The 12,096-nt window shown below is 68.3% G+C and carries 10 protein-coding genes; 4 read left to right on the top strand and 6 right to left on the bottom strand.

Features of this window, described 5'->3' with window-relative positions; translation table 11 throughout:
- Positions 1-60: 60 nt before the first annotated feature.
- On the top strand, positions 61-936 hold the full coding sequence (locus MRBLAR12_RS08340; protein ID WP_364745078.1) for a DUF427 domain-containing protein: 876 nt from the start codon (positions 61-63) through the stop codon (positions 934-936).
- Between the two features lie 98 nt (positions 937-1,034).
- Here the strand turns inward: MRBLAR12_RS08340 and MRBLAR12_RS08335 are convergent, their stop codons facing one another.
- On the bottom strand, positions 1,035-1,442 hold the full coding sequence (locus MRBLAR12_RS08335) for a VOC family protein (RefSeq protein ID WP_229994414.1): 408 nt from the start codon (positions 1,440-1,442) through the stop codon (positions 1,035-1,037).
- 143 nt (positions 1,443-1,585) lie between these two features.
- Positions 1,586-3,688 (bottom strand): phenylacetic acid degradation bifunctional protein PaaZ, encoded by a 2,103-nt coding sequence (gene paaZ / locus MRBLAR12_RS08330; RefSeq protein ID WP_229994413.1) that lies wholly within the window; start codon positions 3,686-3,688, stop codon positions 1,586-1,588.
- Between the two features lie 161 nt (positions 3,689-3,849).
- On the opposite strand from paaZ, the gene MRBLAR12_RS08325 reads away from it, so the two are divergent.
- Positions 3,850-4,266 (top strand): PaaI family thioesterase, encoded by a 417-nt coding sequence (locus tag MRBLAR12_RS08325; RefSeq protein ID WP_229994412.1) that lies wholly within the window; start codon positions 3,850-3,852, stop codon positions 4,264-4,266.
- Between the two features lie 323 nt (positions 4,267-4,589).
- Entirely contained in the window at positions 4,590-5,798 is a 1,209-nt protein-coding gene (locus tag MRBLAR12_RS08320; RefSeq protein WP_229994787.1) for a globin domain-containing protein, read from the top strand.
- Positions 5,799-5,911: 113 nt separating this feature from the next.
- On the opposite strand, the gene MRBLAR12_RS08315 is transcribed toward MRBLAR12_RS08320, so the two are convergent.
- Both MRBLAR12_RS08315 and MRBLAR12_RS08310 read right to left on the bottom strand, forming a co-directional pair.
- Positions 5,912-8,740, bottom strand: a complete 2,829-nt coding sequence (locus MRBLAR12_RS08315) for a trypsin-like serine protease (RefSeq protein ID WP_229994786.1) — start codon at positions 8,738-8,740, stop codon at positions 5,912-5,914.
- Between the two features lie 9 nt (positions 8,741-8,749).
- Entirely contained in the window at positions 8,750-9,430 is a 681-nt protein-coding gene (locus tag MRBLAR12_RS08310; protein WP_229994791.1) for a tyrosine-protein phosphatase, read from the bottom strand.
- Between the two features lie 284 nt (positions 9,431-9,714).
- Between MRBLAR12_RS08310 and MRBLAR12_RS08305 the strand changes: the two genes are divergently transcribed.
- Entirely contained in the window at positions 9,715-10,551 is an 837-nt protein-coding gene (locus tag MRBLAR12_RS08305) for an SGNH/GDSL hydrolase family protein (protein ID WP_364745073.1), read from the top strand.
- Here MRBLAR12_RS08305 and MRBLAR12_RS08300 read toward each other — a convergent pair.
- Positions 10,536-11,171 carry a GNAT family N-acetyltransferase gene (locus MRBLAR12_RS08300; protein ID WP_229994784.1) on the bottom strand — a complete coding sequence of 212 codons (636 nt, stop codon included), beginning with the start codon at positions 11,169-11,171 and terminating at the stop codon, positions 10,536-10,538. The genes MRBLAR12_RS08305 and MRBLAR12_RS08300 overlap by 16 nt on opposite strands.
- Before the next feature lie 32 nt (positions 11,172-11,203).
- A complete protein-coding gene (locus MRBLAR12_RS08295; RefSeq protein ID WP_229994783.1) occupies positions 11,204-12,094 on the bottom strand; it encodes a 3-hydroxyacyl-CoA dehydrogenase family protein in 891 nt (296 codons plus the stop codon).
- Positions 12,095-12,096 lie beyond the last annotated feature (2 nt).

Genomic DNA, 12,096 nt, shown 5'->3' with positions numbered 1-12,096 from the left:
GGCGGGCGGGTGGCCGGGACAGTCGTTGACGGCAGGATAACGGACGCCCACCCTGTAGTCATGGCCACGAAGTTATCTGAGGTCCTCTTCAGCACATTCCCCGATTTGCGATACCAGCCCACCGAGAAAAGAGTCCGTGCCATGGTGGGCGGGATGGCCGTCGTCGACACTCTTCACGCGCTCCTGGTGTGGGAGCCCAAACGCGTCACCCCTGTCTACGCCGTTTCCGACGTTGACCTCCGGGCTGAACTCGCGCCGCCGGGTCAGCAGGCGGGCGACGTGACGGAACACGGCTTCAGGATGGGTCTGGAGGGGCCGCAGGCACTGGATCCGCGCACGTCGTTCGGCCGGCACACAGCGGCCGGCGAGGAGCTCGACGTCGTGACCTCCCACGGGAGGCTGCCCCGCGCTGCCTTCCGGCCAGCGGACCCCGACCTGGCCGGATATGTGGTGCTGGACTTCAACGCTTTCGACTGGCTGGAGGACGACGAGGAAATCATCGGCCATCCCCGCGACCCGTTCCACCGTGTGGACATCCGGGCGTCCTCGCTCACCGTTGAGGTAGGTCTCGACGGCGTAACGTTGGCCGCGACGAACGGCGCGCAGCTGCTCTACGAAACGATGCTGCCGGTGCGCTACTACATCCCGCCGTCGGATGTGCGGCTGGACCTGATGGAGGAAAGCCCCAAGCGGACCGTCTGCCCCTACAAGGGCCAGGCGCGCTACTGGAGCTACCCGGATTCCGCGCAGGGCCGGAACATCGCGTGGAGCTATGACCGGCGGTACCGCGACGCCGCCCAGATCCACGGCCTCATCAGTTTCTACAATGAGCGCGTCGACGTGAGCGTCGACGGCGTGCTCCAGACCCGCCCCGTGTCGCCGTGGTCCCGCCCGGACAGATCGGACGGTCCGGGGGGAGGTCCGGGGGCACGCTAACGGCCGTGCGCACGAGAAAGGCGCCCCGCTGAGCCGGAGCGCCGTGCATCTGTCCGCACTGATCTTGTCCCCCCGAATTTCCAGGGCTGGACCGGATCTCAGAGCTGGTAATCAGCTGCCGTGGTGATGTTCTCGTGCACGCAGAGAATATTGTGCTCGGAGTCCATGAACCAGGCGCACTTCTCTGAATCCGTTGTACAAATGTGGTTCTCGGTCTTGAGATCCGGGAGATCGTAGTCCTGGAACATGACGCCCTTGGCTTCCATATCCTTGACTGTGCGTTCGATCTCGCTGACTTCAAAACTCAGGGTGGTGTGCTCTGAGTGCTTTCCATCCTTGACAGGCATCAGCTGCAGCATCGGGCCGCCTTCTGAGCCGAACATTTCGCTTCCGTCGTCTGCCACGCCGCGGTGCGGGAGCCCCAAAGTGTCCTCGTAGAAATGCCGGGCACGCGCTGCATCATCGACTGGCAGGACTGTTGTGGCTTTGTTCAGTACTAGGGTCATTTCGCCACCTCCTACGAGCAAGATTTTACGCCGGAGCGGGGTGGAAAGAGCCCCCTCCCCGGTTGCCTTATCACTTGTGGCGGCCATTTCGACCTTTTGGCAGCCACAAGTGATAGCGCAACGGGAGGGAGCGTCGGGTGAGGCTACTTCTCGACGAGGGTCAGTACGTCGTAGGTCGCCACGATTTCGTCGTTCTGGTTGGTCAGGACGGCATCCCAGGCCACCTCGCCGTACTCGTCGGTCTCGCGCGGGGTGATCTTCTTGGCCGTCAGGGTCACGCGGATGGAGTCGCCCGCGGCCACCGGGGTGATGAACCGCAGGTTCTCCAGGCCGTAGTTGGCAAGGACCGGGCCCGGTGCGGGCTCCACGAACAGGCCGGCGGCCCAGCTGAGCAGGAGGTAGCCGTGCGCCACGATGCCCGGGAAGAACGGGTTGGCGGCGGCGGCTTCCTGGTTGGTGTGGGCGTAGAACGTGTCGCCGGTGGAGTTCGCGAACTTGGTGATCTCCTCCAGCGAGACCTCACGCAGCTCGGAGCGGATGGCGTCGCCGATGTGCAGCGTGGCCAGGGATTTCCGGAACGGGTGCTGGCCTTCGGTCTCGAGCGTGAAGTTGCGGTCCGCGCCGGTGTGCCAGACGCCGGTGACGGCGGTGAGCATGTTGGGCGAGCCCTGGATCGCGGTGCGCTGCATGTGGTGCATCACCGAGCGGATGCCGCCGAGCTCTTCGCCGCCGCCGGCGCGGCCGGGCCCGCCGTGGACCAGGTGCGGGACCGGGGAGCCGTGGCCGGTGGAGCTGCGGGCGTCCTCGCGGTTGAGCATGAGCACGCGGCCGTGGTGGGCCGCGATCCCGGTGACCAGCTGCTGCGCCACGGCGGGGTCGTTCGTGCAGACCGAGGCGACCAGCGAGCCGCCGCCGCGGGCGGCGAGGCGGACGGCGTCGGCCAGGTCCGTGTAGCCGATCACCGAGGACACCGGGCCGAAGGCCTCGAGCGAGTGGACCTCGTCGGCCTCAGGGTTGGCCCAGCTCAGCAGGACAGGGGACATGAAGGCACCGCCGTCGACGACGCCGATGCTGCCGTCCGCGCTGGTGACCTTCGGTGCATCGAGCGTGCCGTAGGCAAGCTCCCCGCCGGCGTCGAGCATGGACTGGACGGCGGCGCGCACGTCGGCGAGCTGCTCGAGGGAGGCCAGGGCGCCCATGGTGACGCCCTCGGCCCGGGGGTCACCGAGCACGACGCGTTCGCGGATGCGTTCCCCCACGGCGGCGGTGACGTCGGCGACGAGTTCCTGCGGCACGATCGCGCGGCGGATCGAGGTGCATTTCTGGCCGGCCTTGACCGTCATCTCGGTGACGAGGGACTTGATGAAGGCATCAAATTCCGGCGTGCCCTTGACGGCGTCCGGGCCCAGGATCGCGGCGTTGAGGGAATCGGTTTCGGAAGTGAAGCGGACCCCGCCCTTGACCACGTTGGGGTGGGACTTGAGCGTGTTGGCGGTCGAGGCGGAGCCGGTGAAGGCCACGAGGTCGCGGTAGTCCAGGTGGTCCAGCAGGGTGCGGACGGAGCCGGAAATCAGCTGCAGCGAGCCCGTGGGCAGGATGCCGGATTCGTCGATCGCCTTGACCACGGCGGCGGCCACGTACCCGGTGGGGGTGGCCGGCTTGACGATGGTGGGCACGCCGGCGAGGAAGGCCGGGGCCAGCTTCTCGAGCATGCCCCACACGGGGAAGTTGAAGGCATTGATCTGCACGGCGACGCCGGGAATGCGGGTGTAGATGTGTTCACCGGCGAACGAGCCGTCGCGGGACAGCACCTCCATGGGGCCATCGACCACCACCTGGGAGTTGGGCAGTTCGCGGCGGCCCTTGGACCCGAAAGTGAACAGGACGCCGATCCCGCCGTCGATGTCGACCATTGAGTCGATTTTGGTGGCGCCGGTCTGCGCCGAGAGCGCGTAGAACTCCTCGCGGCGGCCGTTGAGGTACTGCGCCAGCTCCTTGAGCTTGAGCGCGCGCTGGTGGAAGGTCAGCGTGCCCAGTTCCGCCTGGCCGGTGGTGCGGCCGTAGTCCACGACGGCGGCGAGGTCGAGCCCCTCGGTGCTCACTTTGGCCAGAAGTTCGCCGGTGCTGGCGTCCAGGACCGGCGCTGCGCCGGCGGCGGAGGCGGCGTCGGGAGTCCACCAGGAACCCCGGATGAAGCTGGGAACGATCTCGACAGTGTCTACTGTGGGTGCGGCTGTGGTGGTCATCGTTGACGGGTCCTTCCAACGGGGGAGCAAGATCAACACGGCCGGAACATTACTGACCGTCCGTTCGGTAATATGATCTAGAGTACATGAATGAGGCCTGCCGCACACTAGCAGCGGTGGCACCGACCGGGCCGCGGCCGGCCGGCAACAAAGGAGACGCTATGACGCCCGAGACCGGCAGCACCGAGATGTGGAAGATCACCCTCGGGGAACTCGACGAGAAGATGGGCGTGAAGATCGTCGAGGAGTCCGTGGACCGCGTGGTGGCGACCATGCCGGTGGAGGGCAACCGGCAGTCGTTCGGGCTCCTGCACGGCGGCGCCTCCCTGGCCGTGGGCGAGGCCGTGGGCTCCTGGGCCGCCGTCATCCACGCCAGCACCCTGGGCAAGACGGCGGTGGGCGTCGACGTCTCGGCCACGCACCATAAATCGGCCCGCGAGGGGCTGATCACGATCACGGCAACCCCGATCCATCTGGGCGGCACCCTGACCACGCACGAGGTGCTGATCACGAACGAGGCCGGCCAGCGGCTCTGCACGCTGCGGATCACCAATCTGCTGCTGGCCCGCAAGGCCTGACTCCCGAGTTCGCGGCCCGCGCCTGGGGCCCGACGCCTCGGGGTCGCCGCCTCGGGGTCGCCGGAGACCTGCGGGGTGGCCGTAGCCGTACGGCGCCCCCGCAGCTTTCCGGCGAGCCGGGGCATGGAACGGGACCTGGGCGTGGGCCTGGACGGGGGCGGGGGCGGGAAACTGGGCCCGGGCGTGAACGCCGCCTACACCGGTCGCCCCCGTCGGTGTAGGGCCGATCGACCCGGAAGGCCCGTTGCCCCGGCTGTTAGCTTGGTAGTGCTGAGTCGCCCGCCACCGACGGGTTGCACCGGTCGCACCGGAAGGGATCCACCATGCTCTCAGACACCTCACTTCCTGTCATCCAGGCAACGCTTCCCGTAGTCGGCGAGCACATCGAGGAGATCGCCAAGCGCTTCTACAAACATATGTTCGAGGCACGGCCGGACCTCCTGGACGGCCTGTTCAACAGGGGAAACCAGGCGGACGGCCGCCAGCAGCAGGCACTCGCCGGATCCATCGCGGCATTCGCCACCATGCTCGTGGAGAAACCGGATCAGGTGCCGGACCATCTGCTCTCCCGGGTGGCCCACAAACACGTCTCGCTGGGCCTGAGCCCGGACCAGTACCAGGTTGTCCACGACCACCTCATGTGGGCGATCGTGGATGTCCTGGGGGATGCCGTCACCCCCGAGGTCGCCGCCGCCTGGGACGAGGTCTACTGGCTGCTGGCGAACCTGCTCATCAACAAGGAGCGCGGGCTGTACAACGCCGTGCACCTCTCCCCCGAAACCATCTGGCGGACATGGCGGGTGGTGCAGCGGATCCAGGAGACAGACGACGTCGTCTCGTTCGTCGTCGAACGTACCGACGAGCGCGACGTCAAGCCTTCCCTGCCGGGGCAGTACGTGACGATCAAGATGCAAATGCACGACGGCGTCCACCAGCCCAGGCAGTACAGCCTGACCAAGGCCGACGACGGCCAGCACCGGCAGTTCGCGGTGAAGCGGGTCCAAGGACTCGGGACCCCCGACGGCGAGATGTCCAATCTGCTGCACAATGAGGTCCGGGTGGGCGACGAGGTGGAGCTCTCGGCACCCTTCGGCGATGTGGTGCTGGAGTACACGGACCGGCCCCTGGTCCTGGCCAGCGCGGGGATCGGGATCACCCCGATGGCCGGAATGCTGTCGCACCTCGTCAAGTCCGGTTCCCAGCGGCAGGTGATAATGCTGCATGCCGACGACAGCGAGGCGTCCTTCCCACTTCGGGGGCAGGTCACGGAGGATCTGGCTGCCTTGCCGGACGGGACGTTGAGGACGTGGTTCCTGAATCCCACTGTCGGCGGAAGTGACTCCGGATCCGAGTTCTCCGGCTTCATGGACGTCGGAGCGGTGGAACTCCCCGACGACGCCGAGTACTACCTCTGCGGTCCCCTGCCGTTCCTGAAATCGGTTCGGAGCGCCTTGATCGCTGGTGGCGTACCGGCGAAGGACATTCAATACGAGGTCTTCGGCCCGGATCTCTGGCTGGCTGACTTCCAGTAGCCGCGTCTCGCGGTTCTGCCCCCGAACTCGCGGGGTCGCCCAAAAGCTGCGGGGTCGCCGTAACCGTACGGCGACCCCGCAGCTTTGCAGCGAGCCGGGCCTGGAGTCCGCCGCTAGCGGCCCGCCCGGCGCCGGCCGAACGCCACGAAGGCCGCGCCGAGCAGCAGGGCCCCGGCGCCGAGTCCTGCGGCGGGCAGGAGCCCGCCGGCACCCGTGCTGGCCAACTGGCCCGCATCGCCTGCCGCCGTGCCGTCTGGTGCCGCACCGTCCGGTGCTTCGCCGCCCACAATGACGGAAGTGTCCGACGGCGGGACGGGCGCCTGCGCCGGGTTGGCCGGCTCGGCGGGAGCTCCGGCCGGGTTGACCGGCTGCTGCGGGACTGTCGGTTGGCTGGGCGTTGCCGGCGGGCTGTTTGCCGGGGTCTCGTCCGGGGTACCCGCGGAAACAGGTGCGGCGTCGACGGTGAACGCCACGGCGGCCGGAAGCGAAGCGACACCGTCAATGGCCTGCGTAACCGTCAGCGTGTGCGCTCCAGTGGCCAGTCCGGCGGGGAACGGGACACTCCAGCGGGCGCCGCCGGCCAGGTCCTGCGGAATCCGCTGCTGCAGCGCGGCCCGCGCCCCCGCACCGCCGGAACCGCCGGCACCAGCATTGCCAGCACCGGCCAGGACTGATCCAATGGCCACCCCATCCACCGCCGCGGTCACGTCGGCACCGTCAATGGCGGTGCCCGAGATGCCGGCGGGCAGGGCATCCTGGCGCAGGCGTTTGCCGTCCCGGAGGTTCGACACCGCCGGAACCGGCGGAATGACAGAGTAGGCGCGGGTCACCGAGGGGCTGTCCGCCTGCCCGGGGGCCGTGAGCACCGCCGTGACCGAAATTTTTCCGAAGACCGGCTGATCGGCCACCTTGATGCTCCAGCGGCCGTCTGCGGCGACCAGTCCGGTCCCAGTAAAGTCGCCGGAGAGCCGCACCGTGCGGCCGGCTTCGCCGGTGCCCTCGATTGTTTCGATGGCGGTGAGCGCCGGGCCGTCCACCGGAGAGGTGATGGCCGGAGCCGCGAGGCGGGATACGTCGACGGACAGCGAGACTGCCCCGGAGCGGCTGAATTCGTTCACAGTTTCAGCCGAGAACTTGAACTGCCCGGCCGACGACGGCGCGGGGAACTGCCAGTTTCCCGACGCGTCGATGGGCACTTCCAACGGCTGACCGTCCTTCTGGCCTGGTTTCTGGACTGGTTTCTGGCCTGGTTTCTGGTCTAGGACGGTGACGCGGACCTTGGAATTCGGCGCCACCACGGAGGCCGGACCGGCGCCCACGTGCCCCGTAATCGGCTCACCGGCTGTGACGGTTCCGTTGGCGGCCGCCGCTAGCGTTGGCTTGGCCAGGAACAGCTGCAGCTGGACACCGCCGGGAACCCGGCCCGCTGCGTCCTCGAGCGTGGTCGCGATGGCCCGCGTCTGTACGCCGCCCTCGCTTTCCGCCCCGGTGTGCATGCCGACGGCGAAGTTCCCGCTGATCCACGGTCCGCCGGAGTCCCCGGGGCGGGACTTGACCGTGCTGGAGTCGAAGCCGTTCAGCGCCCGGAGATCGTTGTCAAAGTCCGGCGGCAAGGAGTTCGGTCCGGCGATGACCCAGGTGCCCACTGAGTCCACGGTCCCGCACGACCAGCCGAGGCTCCGGCCGGACCGGCACACGGGCTGACCCTGGAACGGCGCCACGGTTCCCACGATCTTCACGGACGACGGCCCCGGATCGGCGGGGTTGTCCCACCGCGTGACGGCCGGCTGGAGGTCCAAGCTGCTCCGGATACCCCGGAGGACGGCGATGTCCGTGCCGACGTTGGTGCCGTCCGCAGCCACTATGGAATTGTCCGGACCGCCGAACTGGCTGAACCCGAAGGTCCCCAGGGTCCCGGCGGCCGCGCCCGAACCGGCCCCGCCGGCCGCCGGCGCCCCCGCGGGATCTTCAACCTGGGCCTGCTTCGCGGCACCGTCAGCGGCGCAGTGCCCGGCGGTCAGGACCAAGGGCTCGCCCGCGGGGCTGAAGGCCCCGAATCCGGCCGAACACAGGGTGCGGCCGTCAATGATGTACCCCTGGCCGCCAAAGAAGTCCTCTTCCGTGGCGATCCGCGATCCTTGTTCCAGTGCCACGTTGGCGTAGCGGGCCACGAAATCCGCCGCGGACATCTTCGGCTTCGTGCCCGGCGCTGTCGCTGGCTGCGCATCCCCGCCGGAGGCGGGAGCGGCGCCGGAGGCGGGAGCGGCGCCGGAGGCGGGAATGGACTGCGCCGTGTTGGTGCCGCCGGTGCGGATGACGAAGTGGCCGTTGGTGTAGGTGACGGCCTGCAGCCCTGCGGCCCCGACCTCGCTGACGTAGGCCTCGAACAGTTGCTGGGTGCTGGAGGCAAGGAGCTCCGCGGCCGAGGGGACAACGGCGGCGGCAGGGGCGGCAAGCACGAACGTGGCCGTGCCGGACTGGTTCAGCTCGGCCACGCGGGCCCGGAGCTCGGGGCCGCTGCCTTCAACCGCGATCTTGCCGCCGGCGAGGCTGATCCCCACATAGCCGGGGAGGGCCCGCAGGGAGGGAGCGGCGTCGGCGGCCCGCCGGGCCAGCGCACCGGCGGCATCAAACTCCGCAAGGGTCATGCCAAGGTCCCGCTGCACGGCTTCGGCGAGGCCGGCGTCGCTGATGCGCGTCGCGGCGGCGGCCGTGGCTGTCGCGCCAGCCGCCGCCGTCGTATCAACCGGCGCTGCCGGGCCGGCGGTTGCCGACGGCGGGGCTGTCGGTGCGTCCGACGGCGAGACTGTCGGCGACGCTGTCGGTGCGGGTTCCGTCCCTCCTGTTACGGCGAGGGCAGGAACGGCGTAGAACGATCCCGCAAGCGCGATGGCGGCAGCCGCCACCGCCCGCACTGTCAGCTGGTACGTCGGAGTCTTCACCCGGTTACTCTAGCGCCCCAATTTGGCCAGAATGGCAGTCAGCTCCCGGTCCGTTATGCCATTGTGGCGTAAGAAATCACCGGTCTTCACGTGGCGCACGAACCGCAAGAGGCTTTCCGACCGCGTTTGGAGCAGCGGAGCCAGAACTTCCTCGGGCAGATACCGTTCGTGGGGATGCGGGACAGCCGCCTGCCTGAGGTGCTCATTGATGCCCCGCATGGAGCGCTGGTAGCCGCGCACAATGGCCTCGTCGCTGTCGCCGGCGAGGTCCTGGAGCATGGCGGCGATCATGCCGCTCCGGTCCCGCCCGGCAGAGCAGTGGATGACCACGCCGCCCTCCGCGGCCGCCACTGCCTTAAAGACGCCGGCCAGCAGGTGCGGGAACAGCCTGGCGTTGTCGCCATAACAGACAGGGTCGTTCAGGTAGGGCACACAGAGCTCGCGGAACTCGCTGTTGCCCGGGTCTTCGGTGGGGGCCAGCACGACGTCGAAACCGGCCAAGGCTGCCCCCGTCACCGGCGGGTCGGTCTCCCGGCGCCGGATTTCCGCTTCGTTGCGGAGATCGACGACTGTCCGGATGCCGCCGTCGTACACCTGCCGCCAGCCGGCCTCGGTCAGCCACTCGCGGCGTCCCATCCGGAACACGCTGCCGGCGACGTGCCAGGCGTTAACCGCTCCGTCCCACGCCATCGCTCCGGGCACGGCCGTCCCCCTGGCATGGCCTCCGGGCGCGGCAGGAATCGTCATCCAGAAAGCTAAACACACGCACCGGTGCCGATCCACGGGAGGATTCACAAAAGTTATACACAACGGGACGATTGCCATGGTGCGGGTCGACGCTTCCGCATAGGGTGGCGGTGTGCCCGGTGGCCGCCGGGCACACTTCAGCTCGCCTGCAGCCGGGACTGAGACCTCTTCGCGGCACGCTTTCACGGCACGGGCGCTGAAACCAGCGTGCAACCGAGGAGAACACCATGGGAACTCTGAAACTTCGACGCCGGCGAACGGCTCTTGCGGCCGGTCTCGCCACCCTGGCAGTGGCGGCCAGTTTGGCGGCGGTGCCGGCGCAGGCCGTGGACAAGGCCAACTACATCGCGCTGGGAGACTCCTACGCCGCCGGGCTGGGGGCGGGGCCGTACCTGGATGACTGCTACCGCAGCGAGAACACCTATTCCGAACTCGCTGCCCACAAGAAATCCATCAAACTGGTCGCGAACGCGGCCTGCAGCGGCAAGACGACCCAAGACGTCGTGAACACCCAGCTGAGGCAGCTGAACAAGGGCACGGAACTCGTCACCATCACGGCCGGCGGCAACAACCTCCGGTTTGCGGAAATCCTCGCCTCCTGCGGCGCCGCCATGGTTAATCCCGCCGCGGGTCCGCTTTGCGACGCTGCCAGCGCCTACGCTGAGGGCCAGATCTCCAGCCATAAACTGGCCGGTGACGTGACCGCGATGATCCAGCGCGTGAAGGCTGCCGCGCCCAACGCCAAGGTTGTGGTGACGGGCTACCCGTACCTCTACGATCCGGTCGCCCCCGGTCAGGCTGATCCGATGTCCCTGTTCATCTACAAGGCCACACTCCTGGCTGACGGCTTGAACGGCTCCATCGCCGCCGCCGCCCAGGCCACCGGAGCGGAGTACGTCGATGTCCGGGCCGCTTTCGCCGGTCACGGCGTGAACTCAGCAGCCCCGTGGATCAATCTCGACCGTTCGGCCCTGGCCAGTCCCGAAAACTTCCACCCGAATGCCCGGGGCTACGAGGCGTACTTCGCTTCGCTTAATGGGGCCAAGGCCTACTCGGCACCCTGACGCCGCTTGGCCAGCCTGGACTCAAGGGCGTTCCGGACCATCGGCCACTCGTGTTCCAGGATGGAAAACACAACTGTGTCCCGCAGCGCCCCGTCAGTGCTGCGCGTGTGGCTGCGGAGCACACCGTCCTGCTTGGCGCCCAGCCGCGCGATCGCCTCACGGGACTGGTGGTTGAGCCAGTGCGTCCGGAACTCGACGGCGGGGCAGCCCAGCGTCTCGAAGGCGTGCCGCAGCAGCAGCAACTTGGAGTCCGGGTTGGTGCCGCTGCCATGTGCTGACGCCGCGTTCCAGGTGGAGCCGATCTCCACCCGGGGCGTTGCGGCGTCGATGTTCATGTAGGTAGTCATGCCGATCACCCTGCCCGGTGTGCCCGTGGCGGGGTCGAGCAGCCGCGTGGTGAAGGGCAGCATGTCGCCGCTGTCCTGCAGGGCCAGGCGCCGCTCAATCTCGGCGGCCATGTGTTGCGGCGCGGGCACACTGGTGTACCAGAGGTGCCACAGCTCGCCGTCGTGGGCCGCCTCGACGAGGCCGTCGTGGTGGTCCGGGCTCAGCGGTTCAAGGACGACATATTTGCCGGTCAGGGTGATGGGGGCGATCGCGGGGCGGTCCAGGGAAGTCACCGCACCATCCTAGGGGCACGGTCACGCGCCGGTCACTTGGTCCAGTCGAAGAAGCCCTTGCCGGACTTGCGGCCCAGTTCCCCGCGGGCGACCTTGTCCCGCAGGATCTGCGGCGGAGCGAAACGATCCCCCAGCGTGGACTGCAGGTACTCCGCGATGCCGAGGCGCACATCCAGGCCCACAATGTCGGTGGTCCGCAGCGGGCCCGTGGGGTGCTTGTAGCCGAGGACCATGGCGTTGTCGATGTCTTCGGCGGTGGCCACGCCCTCTTCCACCATCCGCATCGCTTCGAGGGCGATCGCGACGCCAAGCCGGGAGGAGGCGAATCCAGGCGCGTCGTTGACCACGACGGCGGTCTTGCCGAGCGCCTCGACCCAGCCGCGGGCGGCCTGCGCCAGGGCGTCGGAAGTCTGCTCGCCGAGGACCACCTCGATCAGCGTCGACGCCGGCACCGGGTTGAAGAAGTGCAGGCCCAGGAAGTTCTGCGGCCGCTTCAGCTCACGGGCCAGCCCGTTGACGGACAGCGACGACGTGTTTGACGCGAGGTAGGCGCCGTCGGCGAGCCGTTCCTCGATGCCGCGCAGCGCGGTGACCTTCAGGTCCCAGTCCTCCGGAACAGCCTCGACCACCAGCTGCCGGTCGGCGAAGTCGTCGTAGTCCACCGTGACCGCGAGCCGGGAAGCCATCTCGTCCAGGTTGCCATCCACGGCGCCGCGCTCGAGGCTCTTGGCAGCGGCGGACTCGACCCGCTCCCGGGCGGCCTCGGCCGAAGCCTCGTCGCGCTCGACGACCACCACATTGGCTCCCTTGATCAGGAAGGCGTGGGCGATGCCTGCGCCCATGCGGCCGCCGCCGAGAACCCCGACGGAGTGGGGAAACTTGCTGCCGGGAAGGTTACTGTCGGGGAGTACGGAGTTGCCCATGT

This window comes from Arthrobacter sp. LAR12-1-1.1, assembly GCF_040676555.1.
Classification (GTDB): Bacteria; Actinomycetota; Actinomycetes; order Actinomycetales; family Micrococcaceae; genus Arthrobacter.
The sequence above is the reverse complement of the archived record's forward strand: the minus strand, read 5'-3'. Positions and strand labels throughout refer to the sequence as shown.